The organism is Sulfurimonas limnophila (assembly GCF_059705345.1).
In genome coordinates, this window is record NZ_AP046127.1 from 379,961 (window position 1) to 402,310 (window position 22,350).

Consider the following 22,350-nt stretch of genomic DNA (forward strand, 5'->3'; position numbering starts at 1 on the left):
AAATGACACTATTTCAACTACTTATGTTAGGCGCTTCTGCTTTTTTTGCATTTAAAGTTTATGAGCACATTCAAGGTCTAAAAGATTTACAACCACCTAGTAATGAGCCGCATGTTCCATCCTCTTTTGATCCTGAGTATTTAGTTCAAAGAGCAGATGAAGAGTTTGAAGAGGGAAATCTACAAAAAGCTTATGAACTCTTCAATGAGGCAAACTCAAAAGTTACACAGCCAAGCGAAGTACTTTTTAAAATGGGCTATATTTTGCAGCAGCTTAAAAGAGATGAAGATGCTCTTGAGTACTATAAAAAGGCTCTTGAGGAAGATAAGGAAAATGAATTTATTCATAACTCAATGGCATCTATTTATAGAGCAAAAGGCGAGTTTACCTCTGCTAAAATGCACCTAAACGCGTCTTTGGCGATAGATGCTAAAAATCCACTAACGTATTACAATTATGGAAATCTTTTAGTAGATATGAAACATATCAATGAGGCAAAAGAGATGTATAAAAGTGCTCTTGAGATAAGATCAGATTTCAATGAAGCCAAAGAAGAGTTAGAAAAGTTAGAAAAAGAATGAAACTATCTCAGATATACGCTTTTTTAGACAGCTTATCACCTTTTGAGCTTCAAGAAAAATGGGATAACTCAGGTCTTTTAGTTGGAGATTTCAATCAAGATGTAAAAAAAATAGTTCTTAGTATTGATGTTGATGAGGCGCTTATTGACTCAATAGATGAGGGAACTCTTCTTATAACTCATCATCCTATTATTTTTGGCGGACTAAAACAGCTTGAATTTAGTAAATATCCAGCAAATTTACTCCAAAAAATGATACAAAAAAATATATCAAATATATCAATGCACACAAATTTTGATCAAACACATCTAAACGACTATGTTGCATCTGAGATATTAGGCTATGAGATAGCCCAAAAAGATGGTTTTGTGGCATATATAGATATTGATGAAGATTTTGATATTTTTGCATCAAAAGTAGCATCTGCTTTTTCGCTTCCACATGCTAAATGTGTAAAAAGTTCACAACGTATAAAAAGAGTTGCTCTTACAACAGGCTCTGGATGCTCTTTGATAAAATCAATAAAAGCAGACTGTTTTTTAACAGGAGACATAAAATATCATGATGCAATGGAAGCAAAGAGCATAAATTTGTCTATGATAGATATAGGACATTTTGAGAGCGAGAGGTTTTTTGCAGATATTTTATTTAAACATTTGAAAAATTTAGGTTTAGAAGCTATAATTTCATCATCAAAAAACCCTTTTACTTATATTTAAGAAAATCGGCACAAATATTTAATCCAAAAGGAGATTAATGAACTTACATCTTAGACAGCTAATTGACCTATCACATATCGATAAAGCTATCGATGCTTTTGAACCACAAATTGAGGAAGCTAACTATAAATTTGAAGCAGCACTTGCAAAGAAAAAAAGTATCGATTCTGATATCGAGAGCTTAAGCAACGAGATTAGAGACGAAGATATAAAGAAAAAAAAGAATGAAATCCATCTCGGAGAACTTTCTCAAAAACTAGCAGATAACTCTAAAAAGAGCAATGAAGTAAAAACTGAACGCGAGATGAAATCTCTTCAACTTGAAGAAGAGATAGCTAAAGAGCAAGTTACTTTTGCAAATGAAGAGATAGAGAGACTTGAGAGAATTATTGATCTAAAAACTGAACAAATTCAATCAGCAAAAAAAGTTTTAGAAGAGTTAGATGCAAATTTAGCATCTATTAAAGCTGAAGTAGATTCTAAATTAGAGGTAATTAATAAATCTCGTCAAGACGTTTTTGTAAAAAAAGAGAAATTAATTTCTGAGATGAATCAAAAAGGACTTGCTTTTTATCAAAAAATTCGTAGATGGGCTAAAAACTCAACTGTTGTACCAGTAGAAGAGCAAGCTTGTATGGGTTGTCATATGCATATAAGTGATAAAGTTTATGCAGATGTTATAAAAGCTGAAGAGATTACAACATGCCCACATTGTGGACGTATTCTCTATGTGGAAACTGATAAAGAATAGGCTTGACGCCATTTACACTTCTCTACTTTATCTTAAGCGTGGTGCTCTATATCGCAGCACTTCCGCTTTTGGTTTATCTCTCTTTTAAGCAAAAATATAAAGAATCAATCCCTGCTCGTTTTTTTCTTTTTAATAACCCAAGATTTAAGAGTGATAACGGAGTCTGGTTTCATGTCTGTTCACTAGGCGAAGCTAGAGCTTTAAAGCCGATTTTGGAACTTTTAAAAGGTTGTGATATAAAGATAACAACCATAACTCATACAGGTCAAGCAGAAGCAAGACGATATGATGCAGAGGTTAGATATCTGCCTTATGAGATGCTTATACCGTTTTGGGGTAAAAAGCAGAAGTTTTTGATAGTTTTAGAGGCAGAATTTTGGTATATGCTCTTTAGTGTAGCAAGAGCTAGAGGTTCAAGAGTAGTACTTTTAAATGCTCGTATTTCGGAAAAGAGTGTAAAAAAATATCTTCAGTTTGCATGGTTTTATAAAAAAATACTCTCACATGTAGAGATTGTTTATGCACAAAGCGAAGCTGATAAAAATAGATTTTTAGCATTAGGTGCTAGAAATATAGAAGTTATCGGAAATATAAAATTAGCAGGAAAGATTGCAAAAACAAAAGAGTACAAAAAACCTGATGTAGAGCTGATAGCTGTAGGCAGCACACATGAGGGCGAAGAAGAGAGCATTTTAAAATCTTTTGTAGAGTATAAAAAGCAAAGCGATGCAAAGTTAGCGGTTGTTCCAAGGCATCCAGAGAGATTTGAAGCGGTATTTTTGCTTATGAAAAAGTATGCAGACAAAAACAATTTATCTATTAGCAGATTTTCGCAGGATAAAGAGTTTACGACCGATATGATTTTAGTTGATGCGATGGGCGAGTTGAATAATATTTATGCAATTAGCGATATAGCTATCTTAGGCGGTGCTTTTAGAGAGGATGTCGGTGGGCATAACCCCCTTGAACCTGCACATTTCGGATGTAAAATAATTACGGGAAAACACTTTTTTCATCAAAAAGAGCTTTTTAAGTATGTTCATCATGTTCAATATGTCGAGGGCGATGAGATACATAAAGCACTTATGACATGTAGAGATTTACCGCCGAGTATGGTTGAAGAGAAAATCAACTTAGAACCTGTAATAGACAGGATAATGAAAAATTAAGGAAATAAAAAAATGGCACTAGAAAAAGCTTATAAACTTTTAGCAGCACAAGAGGGCATCTCAAATTCGGAAGCAAAATCAATGATAGATCGCGGTTTGGTGTATGCAAGCAATAAGAAGGTAATGATTGCTCGTGGAGACATTGATGTAAAAACTCTCTTTAAGGTTGAAAAAGTAGAGAAAATAAAACCAATATTTGAAAATGATGATTTAGTAGTAGTTGATAAACCTGCGCATGTAAATTCAGATGAGATAGAAAGACAGTTTAAACCAGCAGTACTTTTACATAGACTTGATAAAGAGACAAGTGGAGTTTTAATGCTTGTTAAAAATGAAGAGTTTAGAGAAAAAGCAATTCAAGAGTTTAAAAAAGATAGAGTTTACAAGGAATATATTGCTTGGATAGAGGGAATCTTAAGTGAACCAGTAGATATCGATAGGCCAATCCTTACAACTAAAAAAAATAATCGTGCATCTTCAAATGTTTCTTCAAAAGGAAAACCTGCAAGAACAGAAGTTTTTCCAGATTTAGTAAGTGCAAACAAAACTAAAGTAAAATGTATAATTCATCATGGAAGAACACATCAGATAAGAGTTCATCTAAGATATATAGAACATCCAATTGTAGGTGATGAGCAGTATGGCGGAAGACGTGCAAAGCGTGTAATGCTTCATGCACACAAAGTAAGGCTTCTTGGAATGGAGTTTACAGCACCTGAGCCAAAGACATTTATAAGTTTTGAATAGTGCAGAAGTTTTGTGGTTTGTTTATATATTAAAATGTAGTGATGATACTCTATATACAGGGATTACTATAGATTTAAACAGAAGAGTAGATGAACACAACAACTCGCCAAAAGGTGCAAAATATACACGTATAAGAAGACCACTTGAGCTGCTATATTTTGAAGAAGTTAAAGATAAAAGCAGCGCTTCTAAAAGAGAGATTGAGATAAAGAAACTCTCAAGAGCTCAAAAATTAGAGTTAGTAAAATAGTGCGACTCTTTATAGATGGCGATGCTTTTCCAAATCTGCTAAAACCAATCATTTTTCGTTCAATAGAGAGACTGAATTTAGAGACTTTTGTTGTCTCAAACAAGACAATAACCATTGGAAAATCAAAATTAATTTCATATATTATTGTTGAACAAGGCGCAGATGAGGCAGATAATCATATAGTTGAACTCGTAAAAGATGGTGATTTAGTTATAACAGCAGATATTCCGCTTGCTGATAGAGTAGTAAGTAAATCGGCTCATGCAATTGACCATAGAGGAGAGCTTTATAGTGTAGATAATATAAAACAGTATTTAGCCATGAGAAATTTAATGGAAAAGATAAGAGAGAGCGGAGAGATAACAAAAGGTCCAAAGCCTTTTAATCAAAAGGATGCCCAACAGTTTGCAAATCAGCTAAATAAGTTCTTAACAAAAAATCTAAGAAGCTTATAATAAAAGCAAACTTAAAGTAACTTTCAGATAAAATTCGCAACTTTTTACATCCAGATAATAATTGAAGAGGAGAGGGCAAAATGTTTGATACATTAACAGATTCGTTTACAAATGCTATTAAAAAAATTCGTTTTAATGATGATGATAAAGCCTTAACCAAGGCTCTCGATGAGCTTAAAAAATCTCTATTAAAAGCTGATGTAAACCATAAAGTTGTTAAAGATTTAATAACTAGAGTTCAAATAGATACTAAAAAAAATGGTATCGGGAAAGATCAATTTTTATCTGCACTAAGAGTTGCTCTTTATGAACTATTAGAGATAGGTGGAAATAGAGGCTTCGTTTTTGCTTCAAAACCTCCAACCGTTATATTAATGACTGGACTTCAGGGTTCAGGAAAAACAACAACAACTGCAAAATTAGCTAACTACTTAAAAAATAAACAAAAAAAAGTGATGGTTGTAGCAGCTGACTTACAGCGTTTAGCAGCAGTAGAGCAACTCCGTCAACTTACAACACAAGTTGGAGTTGAGCTATATGAAGACGAAAGTACTAAAAACCCAGCAGAAGTCGTAATTGCTGCTCTAAAAAAAGCCAATAGCGGTATATACGATGTAGTTCTAATAGATACAGCAGGACGTTTAGCTATAGATAATGAGCTTATGGATGAATTAGAAGCCGTCAAATATGCAGCAAATCCTAGTGAAATCTTTTATGTCGCAGACTCTATGACAGGTCAAGATGCGATAAAAACAGCAACTGCTTTTAAAGAAAAAATCGGAATAGATGGCGTAATTCTTAGCAAGTATGATGGCGATTCAAAGGGCGGTGTAGCACTTGGACTCTCATCTCAAGTTCAAGTACCTCTACGTTTTATTGGTAGCGGTGAGAAGATACAAGATTTAGAACTATTCTTACCAGATCGTGTTGTAAATCGCTTGATGGGTTTTGGAGACATTGAAGGTCTAGCTGAGAAAACTGCTTCTATTATTGATGAAAAACAGGCAAAAAAATTTACTTCAAAGATTAAAAAAGGTGAATTTAACTTCAATGACTTTTTAGAGCAAATGGAGAGCATGAAGAAGATGGGAAGCATGAAGTCATTAATGGGTATGATTCCAGGAATGGGAAATATGTCTAAAGCCCTTAAGGATTTTGATCTTGAAAATTCTAGCGAGCTAAAAAACATAAAAGCCATGGTATCTTCTATGACAATGAAAGAGAGAGAAAATCCAGATTTGCTAAACAACTCCAGAAAGGGAAGAATTGCAAAAGGTTGCGGACTAGAGATAGTTGAGATAAATCGCATGATAAAACAGTTTAAAAATGCAGGAAAAATGGCAAAAAGATTCTCTGGCAAAAATGGGATGAAAGATCTTCAGTCTATGATGGGTCAAATGGGCGGAGCAGGGGCTTTAAGAAAGTAGTTTCTGCTATGTTGAATATAAATTTATAGATTTTTAGAAGTTTATAAATTTGCATTCAAAATGCAAAATTTAACATATACAGTAAGTTGAAATATGACTTACGCAGAGAAGGACAAAAAATGGCAACAGTAATTCGCCTAACAAGAATGGGAAGAAAAAAACAACCTTTTTACCGTATCGCGGTAACAGACTCACGTAAACGTAGAGATGGTGGTTGGATTGAATTAATTGGACATTACAATCCAATGGTAGCAGAAAAAACAATTGTTGTTGATGCTGAAAGATTAGATTACTGGTTAAGCGTTGGCGCTAAAATGAGTGATCGTGTTAAAAAGATAACAGGTCGTTAATTATGATAGCTGATTTTGTCGCACAGTTTGCAAAGCTTATAGCGTCTTATCCAGATGATGTAAGGGTTGAAGTAAAAGAGGGCGATGAAACTGCTGAGATTCTTCTCTATGCTAATCAAGCTGATATTGGTAAGCTAATTGGTAAAGAGGGTAAGATGATTGGAGCAATCAAGACCGTTATCTCTGGCTGTAAAGCTAAAGATGGTATGAGTTACCGTATAAATGTCGAAGCTATCAAATAAACTACTTCATATCGCAACAATCGGCAAAACTGTCGGTTTAGGCGGCGATATGAAACTTCATCTCAAGAGTGATTTTCCAGAACAATTTAAAAAAGGCGCATCTTTTTTTATAAATGAAAACGATAGTATCGCCATAAGTGATATAAATCATGAGCGAGGCCTTATTAGATTTTCTGGATACAACTCTCCTGAAGATGCCAAAAAACTTACAAATAAAAATCTATACACAACTATAGAGAGAACAAGAAAAGAGTGTCACTTAGATAAAGGTGAGTATTTCTGGTTTGATATCGAGGGTTGTAGTGTGGTAGAAGATGGAAAAGTTTTAGGTACAGTAGATGAGCTTGATAGAATGGGTATTACAAATTATCTCTGCATTATAACTGATGAAGCTCTTGTTAAGAGTGGTTTTGCAAAAAGTTTTTTACTACCATTTAGGGAACCTTTTACAATAAATACAGATATAAAAGAGAAAATAATAACTGTTATTGGTGCTATGGATATACTAGAGGCTTCATAATGAAATTTACTTTTGTAACGCTTTTTAAAAATATAGTAGAGGGATATTTTAACGACTCTATTTTAAAAAGAGCAATTCAAAAAGAGATTTTAAACGTAGAATACATAAATCCTAGAGACTTTAGCAGTTCAAGACATAATAAAGTAGACGATAGTGCAGTCGGTGGTGGTGCAGGAATGGTTATGAATCCACAGCCACTTTTTGACACGCTAGATGAGTTAAGAAATATGAGTAGAAATGTTCATATAATATTTTTAACTCCAGTCGCAAAGCCTTTTAGGCAAAATGATGCTAAGAGATTGGCAAAAAAATCCCATATAGCTTTTGTGAGTGGAAGATATGAGGGAATTGATGAGAGAGTTCTTGAGAAGTATGCTGATGAAATTTTTAGCATAGGTGATTATATTTTGACTGGTGGAGAACTTCCATCTTTAGTCATATGTGATGCTATCTCAAGAAACGTAGATGGAGTGCTTGGAAACAGCGACTCTTTAGAAATAGAGAGTTTTGAAACAGAACTTTTAGAAGCACCATCTTTTTCTAAGCCAGAAGTTTATAAAAACATAAGTGTTACATCAGAATACTTAAAGGGAAATCATAGTAATATTCGCTCACTAAAATTAGCTCTATCTGTATGCAAGACTAAATTCTTCAGACCAGAGCAGCTTTTAAAGCATAGAACAAGGAAATCTTATGAGAAATAAGTACATAGAAAACTTTGAAAAAGCACAAGTAGCTGAGAAAAATATTCCAGACTTTCGTGCTGGTGATACTGTACGTTTAGCTGTAACAATTAAAGAAGGTGACAAAACTCGTGTACAAAATTACGAGGGTGTTTGTATTGCAAAAAGAGGTCAAGGTACTGGTCAAACGATTACAGTTCGTAAAATTGGTGCTAATAGCATAGGTATTGAGAGAATATTCCCAATATATAGTGACTCTATAGATGAGATAACAGTTGTTCGTCGCGGTCGTGTTCGTCGTGCAAAACTATTTTATCTTCGTGATCTTGCTGGTAAAGCAGCACGTATTAAAGAACTTAGAAGAAAATAATCTTCTAAGTTTTAACCCACATTTTCAAAAAAATAAATTCTCTCATTAAAATTCTCAGAAACATCTTCTAAAAATAATTATCATAAAACCCTTGCGTAAACTTCTATATAAACCTATTTTAGTTTATATACAATGCTTAATACTACCTCTAAAAAATTCAAATTGACTCAATTCGCCAATTCAAATAGTAAGTGCAACACTTGATTAAACTGCTACATAAGATTTCGTAATTGTATCGAAAAATACTTCTGCAGGTGTTTTGTACCCAAGTATCTTTCTAGGTCTACGATTTAGTTTATTCTGAACTTCAACAATCTGTTCGTCTGTGATGTCATTAAAGGGCATATTCTTTGGAAAATATTCTCTGATTAATCCATTAGTATGCTCATTGAGTCCTCTCTGCCAGGATTGATATGGATTTGCAAAGTAGAACTCTGTATCTAGTTTCTTTGCTACTTCTTCATGATATGAAAATTCTTTGCCATTGTCACTAGTTATAGTTAGTGTATGAGCCTGTATAGGCTTTAATAAATGTATGATAGCGTCTGTTACAACTCTGGCTTGTTTAGCTTCTACTTTTCTCATCAATGTGAACTTTGAGTTTCTATCAACAAGTGTAACTATCGCTTGATGATGATTCTTTCCAATAATAGTATCTACTTCCCAATCACCAACCCTTGATTTGTCTTCGACAATGGCTGGTCTAAAGTCTATTGATATACGGTTCTTAATTTGCCCACAACTACGGTACAAAGCACTTCTCTTGGTATACTTTTTGTTTTTATGCCTAAGATACTTATATAGATTACCACCACTTCGTTTGTTGTGATAAATGTATTGATAGATTGTTTCATGGCTTACAGGTCTGAGTTGGGTTAAACTCATCCTCCCACTTATCTGTTCTGGAGAGAACCCGTCTTTGATACACATTTTTATGAAGCTTGTATGCTTCTTCGTAAGTCTTCTATTCTTTGTTTTATACTGATACCTTAGTCTTGCACTTATTGTTGCATTAACAGCATGATATTCACTATTGTTTAGTGAGTTTCTTTTTAACTCTCTACTGATGGTTGAGTGATGCACTTCAATATTTAAAGCTATTGCTCTTTGACTTAAACCCTCTTTTTTCAAAGCTTCGATTTGATATCGTTGCATCATGGTTAGTTGTTTGTATTTCATAAGTTTCCCTATCTTGGCGGATTGGAATCTTATTTTATCGCAGCTAACCTCTCTCTTCAATCCTTAATTTCTTTTACTCTCTAGTGTTGCACTTTAAACTTGAATTGGCATATACAATGCTTAATACCGCCTCTAAAAAATTCAAATTGACTCAATATGAAACTTTCTCCAAATCCCCTCCAAACTTAAGCCCCCTCTAAGCAATCCTTACCTATAATTCCCATCCACAAACACAGAGACCTAAACTTTAGGTATCTAGGCTTCAAGTAGAGGCTTATAACGGTAGTTTGAGATCATTGAAAACTAAGCAAGTAAATAGACTTTAATAACTAAAACTAGTTATTATTTAAGTCGAGTAAGTTTACTTATAAAAACTAAATAACAACAACCGTCTATTCTATTTATACCCAACTGGGTATCTATAGTAATAGATACTTTACAAAGTCCACATATATTTATATAAGTGGCAACAAAGCCAATGAATTTTAATTCTTGGGCAAAGATTAAACAAACCAATTATGGAGAGTTTGATCCTGGCTCAGAGTGAACGCTGGCGGCGTGCTTAACACATGCAAGTCGAACGGTAACAGGAACTAGCTTGCTAGTTTGCTGACGAGTGGCGCACGGGTGAGTAATATATAGTTAATGTACCCCAAAGACTGGGATAGCCACTGGAAACGGTGATTAATACTAGATACACCTCTTTAACATAAGTTAGAGAGGGAAATGTCTTTTCGCTTTGGGATCAGACTATATCCTATCAGTTAGTTGGTGAGGTAATGGCTCACCAAGGCAATGACGGGTAGCGGGTTTGAGAGGATGATCCGCCACACTGGTACTGAGACACGGACCAGACTCCTACGGGAGGCAGCAGTGAGGAATATTGCACAATGGAGGAAACTCTGATGCAGCAACGCCGCGTGGAGGATGACGCATTTCGGTGTGTAAACTCCTTTTATATGTCAAGAAAATGACGGTAGCATATGAATAAGCACCGGCTAACTCCGTGCCAGCAGCCGCGGTAATACGGAGGGTGCAAGCGTTACTCGGAATCACTGGGCGTAAAGGACGCGTAGGCGGGTTGTCAAGTCAGGTGTGAAATCCTACAGCTTAACTGTAGAACTGCACTTGAAACTGGCAACCTAGAGTATGGGAGGGGGAGATGGAATTAGTGGTGTAGGGGTAAAATCCGTAGATATCACTAGGAATACCTAAAGCGAAGGCGATCTCCTGGAACATTACTGACGCTAAGGCGTGAAAGCGTGGGGAGCAAACAGGATTAGATACCCTGGTAGTCCACGCCCTAAACGATGAACACTAGTCGTCGCCCTGCTTGTCAGGGCGGTGATGCACTTAACAGATTAAGTGTTCCGCCTGGGGAGTACGGTCGCAAGATTAAAACTCAAAGGAATAGACGGGGACCCGCACAAGTGGTGGAGCATGTGGTTTAATTCGAAGATACGCGAAAAACCTTACCTGGCCTTGACATTGATAGAATCCAGCAGAGATGCAGGAGTGCCCTTCGGGGAGCTTGAAAACAGGTGCTGCACGGCTGTCGTCAGCTCGTGTCGTGAGATGTTGGGTTAAGTCCCGCAACGAGCGCAACCCTCGTCCTTAGTTGCCAGCAGGTTAAGCTGGGCACTCTAGGGAGACTGCCTTCGCAAGAAGGAGGAAGGTGAGGACGACGTCAAGTCATCATGGCCCTTACGGCCAGGGCTACACACGTGCTACAATGGGGCGTACAGAGTGTTGCAATACCGCGAGGTGGAGCCAATCACTTAAAGCGTCTCTCAGTTCGGATTGTTCTCTGCAACTCGAGAGCATGAAGCTGGAATCACTAGTAATCGTAGATCAGCATTGCTACGGTGAATACGTTCCCGGGTCTTGTACTCACCGCCCGTCACACCATGGGAGTTGATTTCACCCGAAATTGGGAAGCTAACCTTCGGGGGGCTACCACTTACGGTGGAATTAGCGACTGGGGTGAAGTCGTAACAAGGTAACCGTAGGAGAACCTGCGGTTGGATCACCTCCTTTCTAGAGTAGAGTCAATCATTCATTTGAATTGACATACAAGAAAATCTCACAAGAGAAACAGTTATTTTAGTCTTTTACTTGCTTAGTTTTCAGTGATCATTGTTCATTTGAAATTGAAAATGGGGAATTAGCTCAGCTGGGAGAGCGCCTGCCTTGCACGCAGGAGGTCAGCGGTTCGATCCCGCTATTCTCCACCATTTCTTAAAATAAAAACTAAATCCAAGTACTCAATAGAGTATTTAGATTTGGTTTTACACCAAAAAGTTCATTAAATTATTATTGTTAAAGTCAACATATAGTTATAAGAAGATAACTAGAGATTAAAAAGAGCAATCTTTACATTTCTGCAATCAATTATAAATATATCAACTAAATAACTACAATTAAACAGGATACTGCCCTACATTAAGTAAGGTAGTGAACGCAAATTAGAAAAAAAGATATTAAGGGCCATAGGTGGATGCCTTGGCTAGTAGAGGCGATGAAAGACGTACTAGGCTGCGATAAGCCTCGGGGAGCTGCCAAGAAGCTTTGATCCGGGGATTTCTGAATGGGGCAACCCAGCATGGTGCGAATCATGTTACCCTACGGGGAGCGAACTCAGGGAAGTGAAACATCTCAGTACCTGAAGGAAAAGAAATCAAACGAGATTCCCATAGTAGCGGCGAGCGAAACGGGATTAGGGCACTTAGTGATAATATATTTGTTAGCCGAACACTTTGGAAAGAGTGAGCATAGAGGGTGATACTCCTGTAGGCGAAAACATTTATATGGTACTAGACTAAGGAACGAGTAGGTCGGGACACGTGTTATCTTGACTGAATATGGGGGGACCACCCTCCAACCCTAAATACTACTACTAGACCGATAGCGAACAAGTACCGTGAGGGAAAGGTGAAAAGAACTGCGGTGAGCAGAGTGAAATAGAACCTGAAACCTATGGCTTACAATCATTCGGAGCACTATTATTTATAAGTGTGACGGACTGCCTTTTGCATAATGAGCCTGCGAGTTGTGGTATCTGGCAAGGTTAAGCGAACGCGAAGCCGTAGCGAAAGCGAGTCTTAATAGGGCGAATTAGTCAGATGCTGCAGACCCGAAACTGAGTGATCTATCCATGAGCAGGTTGAAGCTGGTGTAAGAGCCAGTGGAGGACCGAACCCATTGACGTTGAAAAGTCTCGGGATGACTTGTGGATAGGGGTGAAAGGCCAATCAAACTCAGTGATAGCTGGTTCTCTCCGAAATATATTTAGGTATAGCCTCGAGCAGTAGCATGAAGGGGTAGAGCACTGACAGGGCTAGGGCTGCTTACCGCGGTACCAAACCCTATCAAACTCCGAATACTTCATGTGTAACCTCGGGAGTCAGGCGGTGGGTGATAAAATCCGTCGTCAAGAGGGGAACAACCCAGACTAGCAGCTAAGGTCCCAAAGTCTTGTCTAAGTGGAAAAGGATGTGGAGTTGCTGTGACAACCAGGAGGTTGGCTTAGAAGCAGCCATCTTTTAAAGAAAGCGTAACAGCTCACTGGTCTAGCGATTCTGCGCCGAAAATATAACGGGGCTAAGACAAGCACCGAAGCTCTAGATGTGAATTTATTCACGTGGTAGGAGAGCGTTCCAGTCAGCGTAGAAGCCATACCGGCAAGGAGTGGTGGAGCGGCTGGAAGTGAGCATGCAGGCATGAGTAGCGATAAAAGGGATGAGAATTCCCTTCGCCGTAAACCCAAGGTTTCCTACGCGATGCTCGTCATCGTAGGGTTAGTCGGGACCTAAGTCGAGTCCGAGAGGGGTAGACGATGGCAAATCGGTTAATATTCCGATACCGACTGTTGTTCGCTTGAGTGATGGGGGGACGCATAGAGTTAATTGAGCTCACTGATGGAATAGTGGGTCGAAGGACGTAGGTTGTAAGGTAGGCAAATCCGCCTTACATTAGACCGAGATCTTACAGGCAGAGCAATCTCTTCGGAGAGCGCTTTGAATCAATGATACTGTCGTGCCGAGAAAAGCCTCTAAACGAGAACAACAGTTGCCCGTACCGTAAACCGACACAGGTGGGTGAGATGAGTATTCTAAGGCGCGTGGATGAACCCTGGTTAAGGAACTCTGCAAACTAGCACCGTATCTTCGGTATAAGGTGTGCCCTATTTGTTAATGGACTTGCTCCATAAAGCATTGACGGGTCGCAGCAAAGTGTCCCTCCCGACTGTTTACCAAAAACACAGCACTCTGCTAACTCGTAAGAGGATGTATAGGGTGTGACGCCTGCCCGGTGCTTGAATGTTAAATGGATTTGTTAGCTCTGCGAAGCATTGAAATGAAGCACAAGTAAACGGCGGCCGTAACTATAACGGTCCTAAGGTAGCGAAATTCCTTGTCGGTTAAATACCGACCTGCATGAATGGCGTAACGAGATGGGAGCTGTCTCAACCAGGGATCCAGTGAAATTGTAGTGGAGGTGAAAATTCCTCCTACCCGCGGAAAGACGGAAAGACCCCGTGCACCTTTACTATAGCTTGACATTGCTATTGGGATATTCATGTGCAGGATAGGTGGGAGCCATTGATGATATGACGCTAGTTGTATCGGAGGCATCCTTGAGATACCACCCCTGAATATTCTGATAGCTAACTCCGTACGATTATCTCGTGCGAGGACAATGTCTGGTGGGTAGTTTGACTGGGGCGGTCGCCTCCTAAAAAGTAACGGAGGCTTACAAAGTTCGGCTCAGAGGGGTTGGAAATCCCTCGTAGAGTATAATGGCACAAGCCGGACTGACTGTAAGAGATACAACTCAAACAGAGTCGAAAGACGGTCATAGTGATCCGGTGGTTCTGTGTGGAAGGGCCATCGCTCAAAGGATAAAAGGTACGCCGGGGATAACAGGCTGATCTCCCCCAAGAGCTCACATCGACGGGGAGGTTTGGCACCTCGATGTCGGCTCATCGCATCCTGGGGCTGAAGCAGGTCCCAAGGGTATGGCTGTTCGCCATTTAAAGCGGTACGCGAGCTGGGTTCAGAACGTCGTGAGACAGTTCGGTCCCTATCTTCCGTGGGCGTAGGAACGTTGAGGAGAGCTGACCCTAGTACGAGAGGACCGGGTTGGACATGCCACTGGTGCACCAGTTGTTCTGCCAAGAGCATCGCTGGGTAGCTACGCATGGATGAGATAACCGCTGAAAGCATCTAAGCGGGAAGCCAACTCCAAGATGAACGTTCCCTGAAGTACGCTTGAAGACTACAAGCTTGATAGGCTGGATGTGTACGCAGAGTAATCTGTTTAGCTGACCAGTACTAATAGTACGTTTGTCTTTTTTTAAAGTTCTTTAAATAGAACACAATTCGTTCACTACCTTACTTAGTGTATAGGTACCTGATGTAGTTATTTAGTTGTGTTGACTTTAACAATGATACTTTATGCATTAATTGCATAAAACTCACTCTAACTCAAGAACAATCACTTTTAAGTACACAAAACAGTGTATTTAAATGTGATTGTCTAGGTGGCTATAGAGAGAGGGAAACGCCTGGTCCCATTCCGAACCCAGAAGCTAAGCCTCTCATCGCTGATAATACTGATCCTTGCAGGATTGGAAACGTAGGTCGCTGCCTAGTTGATCATTTCTAACTTCAACTTCTTAATTTCAATCAAATTCACTTTTTAATTCTACTCTAACTCTTTTATAAACTTTAATCATTTACTGCTTTAATCATTTAATACATTTCGCTAAATCACTTTGTTAATTCTAACTCTATTAAATTACTTACATGTAGTAATTCCCATTTGTGATTAATTATATTCATATTTACTTTGTGAAGTCTCTCTAAAAAATAATCTCTGCTTACCTCTTTGGCACCTAAACTTTTTAGATGCTCAGTTGGTACTTGGGCATCTATAAAATCATATCCCCATGTTTTTAGATGATTTATTAAAACTGCATAAGCACTTTTTGAAGCATCATTTACGAGGGCAAACATTGATTCTCCGCAAAAGAGACCACCAACTGCAACTCCATATAGTCCACCAACAAGTTCTCCATCAAGATAGCTCTCAACGCTATGAGCTATGCCCATATCATGAAGCACACTATAAGCTTCTATGATTTCATCTTGTATCCACGTTCCATCTTGTTTAACTCTTTTTATATTTTGGCAATTTTTCATAACGTTTATAAAATTAGTATCAAATCTATATTCAAATTTTTTCATACTTTTTCTAAGAGAGCGACTTAGTTTAAAATCATCAAGTTCCATAATAAGTCTAGGATTTGGTGACCACCAAATTATGGGGTCATTTTTGCTATACCACGGGAATATGCCATTTTGGTAGGCACGAATAAGCCTTGATGGGTTTAAATCACCTCCCCATGCAACGATTCCATCTTCGTTAGCGTCATTTGGATGAGGGAAAGTTAACTCATATTTTAGAAGTTTTGGAATCAATCTAACTCTTTAAACTTTAAGATAATTTTTTTGTTAAATGAGACATTTACGGTTCCACCATTTTTAAGTTTTCCAAAAAGAATTTCATCGCTTAGCTGCTCTGTAATATTGTTTTGGATATATCTTTTTATCGGTCTAGCACCCATCTCAGGTGAGTAAGACTCACTAGCGATGAAATCAATAGCTTTTGGTGATAATGTTATAGCTATTTTCTTTTTTTTGAGTTCTGCATTTAACTCGGCTATAAATTTCTTCACAATGTTTTTTACTATCTCTATATTTAATTGATTAAACTCTACTATCGCACTTAATCTATTTCTAAATTCTGGCGTGAAAAAGAGTTTTAACTCCTCATTTTTTGCCAAAGAAGAGTCTTTGTTAAATCCCATAACGCTTCTAGCTGTTGCGCCAATATTTGATGTCATTATTAATATAACATTTTGAAAGTTTGCTTTGTATCCATTATTGTCAGTTAGAGTGGCATTATCCATGATTTGAAGCAGTATATTTACTAAGTCTGGATGCGCTTTTTCTATCTCATCTAGTAGTAAGACACTGTATGGATGCTTCTTTATAGCCTCTGTTAAAAGTCCACCCTGTTCATACCCAACATATCCTGGAGGTGCTCCTATAAGGCGGCTCAGAGCGTGTTTTTCCATATATTCACTCATATCAAATCTCTCAAAATTTACGCCAAGAATTTCACTTAGACTTAGTGCTAATTCTGTTTTACCAACTCCTGTTGGACCTGAGAAAAGAAATGATGCTATTGGTTTGCCCTCAGGCGTTAATCCTGCTTTTGAGATTTTAATAGCTTTTGTTACCTCCTCAACAGCCTTATCTTGTCCTATGACTCTTTGTTTTAAACTCTCTTGTAGATTTATAAGAGAAAGTGTCTCATCTTTGGAAACTTTTTGGTTTGAGATGCCAACTATCTTAGAGAGAGTGTTTTGGATATCAGTTGATGAGACTACTCTTCGTTTTACTTTTTTCAGATGAAATGATGCTGCACACTCATCTATAAGGTCTATCGCTTTGTCTGGTAGAAATTTATCTGTTATGTATCTTTTTGATAATTCAACTGCTGATTTTAGGGCATTGTCTGTATATGTAACATTGTGATGAGCTTCATATTTACTCTTTAACCCTTTTAAAATTTTGTAGCTTGTCTCAAGTGAGGGTTCATTTATATCGATTTTAGAGAATCTTCTACTAAGTGCTTTGTCTTTTTCAAAACCATTTCGATACTCTGCAAATGTTGTTGCACCCATGCATTTTAACTCTCCAGAAGCAAGAGCAGGTTTTAACTGATTTGCTGCATCCATAGAGCCGCTCGTTGAACCAGCCCCTATGAGTGTGTGAATTTCATCTATAAATAAAATTGCATTAGGAATGCCTTTTAACTCATCCATAATTCCTTTTAAACGTTTTTCAAAATCGCCTCTATATTTTGTCCCAGCTAACATAGCCCCTAAGTCTAGTGCAAAAAGTTGAGAGTTTTGTATGATAAGAGGTACTTTTTTTGCAACAATATTAAGGGCTAAACCCTCTGCAATGGCAGTTTTACCAACACCAGCTTCTCCAACTAAAATTGGATTGTTTTTCTTTCTGCGACAAAGAATCTGAGTTACTCTTTGTATCTCATCATCTCTCCCAATGACAGGGTCTATTTTGCCATCTTTTGCTTTTTTAAGAAGATTAATCGCATATTTTTGCAAGTATGATTCACTTTCTATAATCGTCTCTTTCTCATCAAGAGTTGAGATAGCTTCTAAAATATCAAGTCTTGATATTTTGCACTCAGTTAAAAGAATATAGGCAAAAGAGTTTACTTCATCATAAATGGCAACTAATAAATCTGCTATATCAGCACTTTGTTGATTTGAACTTTGTATATGTTTTATCATATTGTCAATTAGTCTTGATAGTGCAACACTCTCAAAAGGCTCTTCGCTTATACTTGCTGGAAGAGTTTGGCTATTTGTGTCTATGTATTTTTTTATAACCTCTCTCATCTCTTCAACATCACCGCCACATGTAAAGATGATCTTTGCTCCCTCGGAAGAATTTAAGAGCTGATAAAAGAGATGTTCTATCGTTATATATTCATGGCGCAATCCTTTTGCATAACGAATTGCTTTTTGAAAAACTTCATTAAGTGAGTAGCTAATCATTACTCCTCCTCCATTGTTGCTCTTAGTGGAAAGCCATTATCTCTGGCTTTTTTGTGTACCTGCATAACCTTTGTCTCTGCAATTTCATAAGTATATATTCCGCAGATTCCTTTTGTTTTCTCATGTATCTCAAGCATTATTTGATGAGCCTGTTCATAATTTTTATGAAATATAGTTATTAAAATATCTATAACAAACTCCATAGATGTATAGTCATCATTTAAAAGAAGCACTTTGTACTTTTTTGGGTACTTTATCTTTATCTTCTCTTTAGTTTCTAAATCGATATTTGTTGCCATATTTTTCCTATAATAGTTTATATTTTAGAATTTATAAATTATAACGAAATTGGGATAACTATGACAAAGCGAATTTTTGTTACCGCTACAAATACAGATATTGGTAAGACATATACAACTAAGTTACTGCTAAGAGAGTTTGCATCACGTGGTATGAAAGTTGGAGTTCTAAAGCCTATAGAGAGCGGTGTTGTCAATGGGTATGCAGGTGACGCTGAGGAGCTTTTAGAACTTGTAAAAGAGTTAAATCCAAAGTTATGGCACCTAGAAGTTGATGATATTGCTCCTATCACTTATGAGATGGCAGCTGCTCCATTTGTTGCGTCAAATAATACACCTCTGGATATAAAAATAGTTCAAAAAAAGATACAAGAGCTAGAAGCTTTTTGTGATATTGTAATCATTGAGGGTGCTGGCGGGCTTTATGTTCCAATTGATGAAGAGTATATGATGATAGATTTGATTGAAAAACTTGATGCCGTAGCGCTATTGGTTACGCACTGCTCACTTGGTTGTATAAATGACACACTACTTAGTAAAGGGGCGTTGGAGGCAAAAGAGATACCACATGTAGTTGCTTTTAACTGTAAAGATGAGGATAATAATTTTGGCAAAATTTCAGAGCCCTATTTTTTGAAATCAGATTTTAAGGTGCTTAAAGTCGGTAGAGATATTGAAAAAATATGTGATGTCTTGTATAATTTATAAATTATTTTAAAAAAAGAGCAGTATGAAACATTTAATCCGTACAGATGATTTTACAACCCAAGAGATAGAATCTATTTTAGCAGATGCAGAACTTTTTAGTGATGGTAGATTTGATAGAATTCTAAGAGATAAAATTATAATAACGCTTTTTTTTGAAAACTCAACAAGAACAAGAAGCTCTTTTGAGATAGCAGCAAAAAGACTTGGAGCTGAGATAGTCCATCTTGATGTTGCAAACAGCTCCACTAAGAAGGGAGAAACACTTGTAGATACAGCTATGAATCTTGATGCGATGGGTCCTCATGCCATTATTGTCAGACATCAAAACTCAGGTGTTCCAAAAATTCTCTCAAACCATACAAAAGCCTCAATCATAAATGCAGGAGATGGCGCTCATGCACACCCAACACAAGCCCTCCTAGACCTTTTTACACTAAAAAAACATTTTAAAAACCTTGAGGGAAAAAAGATAGCAATTGTGGGTGATATTAAAAACTCAAGAGTTGCAAACTCAAACATAGAGCTTCTTAGCAGATTTAAAATGGAGGTTATTTTAGTTGCCCCGCCTCAGTTTTTGCCTCAGAGTGATTTGAGAACAACACACTATTTAGAAGATATTATTGATGAAGTAGATGCTATCATGAGCCTTAGAACACAAACAGAGAGACACTCTTCCCAAACTTATGCTTCACTAAAAGATTATGCGAGTGATTTTTGTATAACAAGTGAAGTTGTTGGCGATAGAGATATAATCATTCTTCATCCAGGTCCTGTTCATAGAAATATAGATATTTGTGACGCGCTCTTAGCGGATAAAAGATGTAAGGTTTTAGAGCAGGTAGCAAATGGTGTTGCAATAAGAATGGCAGTACTAAAAAAATTAATTTATGACGTTTGAGGATATAAACTCTCTTGGGGCTAAAAGAGAACCTTTTCTATTTATAGTTGATTTTAAAGCTCAAAATATAGCTCTTTTGCCTCTAGATAAACTTAAACAAAACGATGTAGAGTTTGAGATAAATGAAGAGTATAAACTAAAAGTTCACGAAGATTTTTTACAAAAAGATGGTGTATCTTTTGAGACATACAAAGAGAAGTTTGATTTTGTAATAGAGAAGATAAAAGATGGAGAGACATATCTTTTAAACCTCACCCAGCCTACATATATAAAAACACCATTAACACTACAAGAGATATATAGTTCAGCAAATGCTCCCTATAAATTAAGATACAAAGATGAGTTTGTCTGCTTTTCTCCTGAAAAATTTATCTCTATACAAGACTCTAAAATCTCAACATTTCCTATGAAAGGCACAATTGACGCTTCAATCTTAAATGCAAAAGAGATAATTTTAGAAGATAAAAAAGAGATGGCGGAGCATGTTATGGTTGTTGATTTGCTTAGAAACGACCTCTCTATGGTTGCCAAAAATGTAAAAGTTGAAAAGTTTAGATATATAACAAAGATAGAAGCTGGAGAGAAAAAACTTCTACATGTAAGCTCACATATAAGCGGTAATGTTGGGGATGATTGGCATAGCAAAATAGGGGATATTTTAAAATCACTTCTTCCAGCGGGAAGCATAAGCGGAGCACCAAAGAAGAGCACTCTTGAGATAATCCAGCTAGTTGAAGGGTATGAGAGAGGTTATTTTAGCGGTGTTTTTGGAGTATATGATGGAGAGGCGCTTAATAGCGCTGTTATGATTCGTTTTGTGCAAAAAACCAAAGATGGCTATATCTATAAAAGTGGTGGCGGAATTACGCTTGATAGTAATGCAAAGAGCGAGTACGCTGAATTGCTAGACAAAGTTTATTTGCCATAAAAAAGGAGCTGTAAATGTTTAAAATCGATGGATTTTTTACAAGCGGATGGGTGTTTGATGAGTATGAGCATGAATTAAAAAACAGATACCAGATGATAAACATCGGTATTTTGCTCTCAACAGCAGGATTGGTTTATGGAATCATAGGAAACTATCTACGTGGTCTTCATATATTAATACCTTTAGAGTTAGTAATCTTATGTATGAATTTTATAATGTTTTTTGCCCTTAGAAAATACCGTAATTTTTTTGAATTTTTTGCTATTATAATTACTATTCAATATACATTTTTATTTTTGTTTCTTATTTATGTGAGTGATCCTCATGATTTAAAACATCTTTGGATATTTACATATCCTATCATACTTCTATATTTTCAAAAGACATTGAAGGCCCTATATTGGCTATTGTTTATTCTTCTTATGCTTATAATCGCGCCATTTCAGGCATTTATAGAAATACAGTATTCAATATTTCAAATCTCGTATCTCTCTTTTGTTTTAATAATAATTAGCATCATTATCTATTTTTATAAGAAGAAGATAGATGAAGCAAAGGTTACGATACTTGAGCAACAAAATATGCTTAAAAACTTTAATTCAGAACTTGAGAGACAAGTAAAAGATAAAACAACACAGCTAATAAAGCTAAATGAATCACTGGAAATTAAAGTTGAGCAAAAGCTAGAAGAACTTAGAAAAAAAGACCAGATACTAGAGATGCAGTCAAAACAAGCTGTTATGGGCGAGATGATAAGTATGATAGCACATCAGTGGAGGCAACCACTCTCTACAATAACGCTTCAAATTGCAAATTTACAGCTAAAACATATGCTTGAGAAAGAGAGAAGATGTAGGGATGTTGATGAAGCATTAACCAATATCAGCAATACGATAATTTATCTCTCTGATACTGTTGATGATTTTCAAACATATTTTCGTCCAAATAAAGAGATGGTCAGTATTGAGATTCATGAGCTATTTCAAAGGGCACTTAATTTTGCGCAATCAAGACTGCAAGACAGTAAAATAAAAATATCAATAAAAAGAGATAAAGATATAGTTCTTAAAATTTATATCAATGAACTTATTCAGGTTATTCTTAATATTTTAAATAACGCAATAGATGCTCACAATGAAGTAAAGCCAAGTAATCCTACAATTGTTATGGATGTGACTGATGATGATGATGATGAGTATGTTTTTATCTCTATAACGGATAATGCTGGAGGTATAAGTGATGAGCATCTACTACATCTTTTTACGCCATACTACAGCACTAAGGGCAAAAACGGAACAGGGCTAGGGCTTTATATGAGTAAAATGATTATTGAAAAGCAGTTTGGAGGGGAGATAGAAGTTAGAACATCAACTCTTGGCTCGACGTTTATTATCAAAATCAAAAAAAACAGTAACTGA

At 36.8% G+C, this 22,350-nt stretch carries 21 protein-coding genes, 1 tRNA gene and 3 rRNA genes; 21 read left to right on the forward strand and 4 right to left on the reverse strand.

All coding sequences use genetic code 11. The features are described from left to right. Positions 1-2 precede the first annotated feature (2 nt). From AC6H33_RS02080 to rplS, 13 genes are all read left to right on the forward strand, one after another. Entirely contained in the window at positions 3-581 is a 579-nt protein-coding gene (locus AC6H33_RS02080) for a tetratricopeptide repeat protein (RefSeq protein WP_497605322.1), read from the forward strand. Beyond that, positions 578-1,300, forward strand: a complete 723-nt coding sequence (locus AC6H33_RS02085; protein ID WP_497605323.1) for a Nif3-like dinuclear metal center hexameric protein — start codon at positions 578-580, stop codon at positions 1,298-1,300. The genes AC6H33_RS02080 and AC6H33_RS02085 overlap by 4 nt, the downstream gene beginning before the upstream one ends. Before the next feature lie 37 nt (positions 1,301-1,337). Continuing rightward, positions 1,338-2,051, forward strand: coding sequence for a zinc ribbon domain-containing protein (locus tag AC6H33_RS02090; protein ID WP_497605324.1), 714 nt, complete (start codon positions 1,338-1,340; stop codon positions 2,049-2,051). A 2-nt stretch (positions 2,052-2,053) separates the two neighbouring features. Then, entirely contained in the window at positions 2,054-3,220 is a 1,167-nt protein-coding gene (waaA, locus tag AC6H33_RS02095) for a lipid IV(A) 3-deoxy-D-manno-octulosonic acid transferase (RefSeq protein WP_497605325.1), read from the forward strand. Between the two features lie 12 nt (positions 3,221-3,232). Then, positions 3,233-3,967, forward strand: a complete 735-nt coding sequence (locus AC6H33_RS02100) for a pseudouridine synthase family protein (RefSeq protein ID WP_497605326.1) — start codon at positions 3,233-3,235, stop codon at positions 3,965-3,967. Continuing rightward, complete coding sequence (locus tag AC6H33_RS02105; RefSeq protein ID WP_497605327.1) at positions 3,960-4,217, forward strand: GIY-YIG nuclease family protein; 258 nt, start codon at positions 3,960-3,962, stop codon at positions 4,215-4,217. Before AC6H33_RS02100 ends, AC6H33_RS02105 begins: the two co-directional genes overlap by 8 nt. Further along, entirely contained in the window at positions 4,217-4,672 is a 456-nt protein-coding gene (locus AC6H33_RS02110) for a YaiI/YqxD family protein (RefSeq protein WP_497605328.1), read from the forward strand. The genes AC6H33_RS02105 and AC6H33_RS02110 overlap by 1 nt, the downstream gene beginning before the upstream one ends. Before the next feature lie 80 nt (positions 4,673-4,752). Continuing rightward, positions 4,753-6,099, forward strand: coding sequence for a signal recognition particle protein (ffh, locus tag AC6H33_RS02115; RefSeq protein ID WP_497605329.1), 1,347 nt, complete (start codon positions 4,753-4,755; stop codon positions 6,097-6,099). Positions 6,100-6,218: 119 nt separating this feature from the next. Continuing rightward, the gene (gene rpsP, locus AC6H33_RS02120) at positions 6,219-6,449 is read left to right on the forward strand and encodes a 30S ribosomal protein S16 (protein ID WP_497605330.1); all 231 of its coding nucleotides are present in this window, start codon (positions 6,219-6,221) and stop codon (positions 6,447-6,449) included. A 2-nt stretch (positions 6,450-6,451) separates the two neighbouring features. Beyond that, entirely contained in the window at positions 6,452-6,691 is a 240-nt protein-coding gene (locus AC6H33_RS02125; RefSeq protein WP_497605331.1) for a KH domain-containing protein, read from the forward strand. Further along, positions 6,672-7,211, forward strand: a complete 540-nt coding sequence (gene rimM, locus AC6H33_RS02130) for a ribosome maturation factor RimM (RefSeq protein ID WP_497605332.1) — start codon at positions 6,672-6,674, stop codon at positions 7,209-7,211. The genes AC6H33_RS02125 and rimM overlap by 20 nt, the downstream gene beginning before the upstream one ends. After that, positions 7,211-7,915, forward strand: a complete 705-nt coding sequence (trmD, locus tag AC6H33_RS02135; protein ID WP_497605333.1) for a tRNA (guanosine(37)-N1)-methyltransferase TrmD — start codon at positions 7,211-7,213, stop codon at positions 7,913-7,915. The genes rimM and trmD overlap by 1 nt, the downstream gene beginning before the upstream one ends. Then, positions 7,905-8,264: a 50S ribosomal protein L19 gene (gene rplS / locus AC6H33_RS02140; RefSeq protein WP_497605334.1), complete on the forward strand. Its 360-nt coding sequence runs from the start codon at positions 7,905-7,907 to the stop codon at positions 8,262-8,264. The genes trmD and rplS overlap by 11 nt, the downstream gene beginning before the upstream one ends. Before the next feature lie 204 nt (positions 8,265-8,468). On the opposite strand, the gene AC6H33_RS02145 is transcribed toward rplS, so the two are convergent. Further along, positions 8,469-9,443: an IS30 family transposase gene (locus AC6H33_RS02145; protein ID WP_497605335.1), complete on the reverse strand. Its 975-nt coding sequence runs from the start codon at positions 9,441-9,443 to the stop codon at positions 8,469-8,471. 515 nt (positions 9,444-9,958) lie between these two features. Here AC6H33_RS02145 and AC6H33_RS02150 point away from each other — a divergent pair. From AC6H33_RS02150 to rrf, 4 genes are all read left to right on the forward strand, one after another. Then, a 16S ribosomal RNA gene (locus AC6H33_RS02150) occupies positions 9,959-11,480 on the forward strand. Positions 11,481-11,601: 121 nt separating this feature from the next. Further along, positions 11,602-11,677 (forward strand) — tRNA-Ala (locus tag AC6H33_RS02155). A gap of 236 nt (positions 11,678-11,913) precedes the next feature. Further along, positions 11,914-14,801, forward strand: a 23S ribosomal RNA gene (locus AC6H33_RS02160). A 180-nt stretch (positions 14,802-14,981) separates the two neighbouring features. Next, positions 14,982-15,097: ribosomal RNA gene (gene rrf / locus AC6H33_RS02165) — 5S ribosomal RNA — on the forward strand. The 16S, 23S and 5S rRNA genes sit together here with 1 tRNA gene alongside, the layout of an rRNA operon. 117 nt (positions 15,098-15,214) lie before the next feature. Here rrf and aat read toward each other — a convergent pair. The 3 genes from aat to clpS are packed head-to-tail and all read right to left on the reverse strand — an operon-like array spanning position 15,215 to position 18,398. Next, entirely contained in the window at positions 15,215-15,925 is a 711-nt protein-coding gene (aat, locus tag AC6H33_RS02170; protein WP_497605336.1) for a leucyl/phenylalanyl-tRNA--protein transferase, read from the reverse strand. Beyond that, entirely contained in the window at positions 15,922-18,099 is a 2,178-nt protein-coding gene (clpA, locus tag AC6H33_RS02175) for an ATP-dependent Clp protease ATP-binding subunit ClpA (protein WP_497605337.1), read from the reverse strand. Before clpA ends, aat begins: the two co-directional genes overlap by 4 nt. After that, complete coding sequence (gene clpS / locus AC6H33_RS02180; protein ID WP_497605338.1) at positions 18,099-18,398, reverse strand: ATP-dependent Clp protease adapter ClpS; 300 nt, start codon at positions 18,396-18,398, stop codon at positions 18,099-18,101. Before clpS ends, clpA begins: the two co-directional genes overlap by 1 nt. 60 nt (positions 18,399-18,458) lie before the next feature. Between clpS and bioD the strand changes: the two genes are divergently transcribed. Genes bioD through AC6H33_RS02200 form a run of 4 tightly spaced genes read left to right on the forward strand, consistent with a single transcriptional unit; the run spans position 18,459 to position 22,350 of the window. Beyond that, complete coding sequence (bioD, locus tag AC6H33_RS02185; RefSeq protein ID WP_497605339.1) at positions 18,459-19,106, forward strand: dethiobiotin synthase; 648 nt, start codon at positions 18,459-18,461, stop codon at positions 19,104-19,106. Between the two features lie 22 nt (positions 19,107-19,128). Further along, positions 19,129-20,004 carry an aspartate carbamoyltransferase catalytic subunit gene (locus tag AC6H33_RS02190; RefSeq protein ID WP_497605340.1) on the forward strand — a complete coding sequence of 292 codons (876 nt, stop codon included), beginning with the start codon at positions 19,129-19,131 and terminating at the stop codon, positions 20,002-20,004. Further along, positions 19,994-20,932: an aminodeoxychorismate synthase component I gene (locus tag AC6H33_RS02195; RefSeq protein ID WP_497605341.1), complete on the forward strand. Its 939-nt coding sequence runs from the start codon at positions 19,994-19,996 to the stop codon at positions 20,930-20,932. Before AC6H33_RS02190 ends, AC6H33_RS02195 begins: the two co-directional genes overlap by 11 nt. Before the next feature lie 14 nt (positions 20,933-20,946). Continuing rightward, a complete protein-coding gene (locus AC6H33_RS02200; protein WP_497605342.1) occupies positions 20,947-22,350 on the forward strand; it encodes a sensor histidine kinase in 1,404 nt (467 codons plus the stop codon).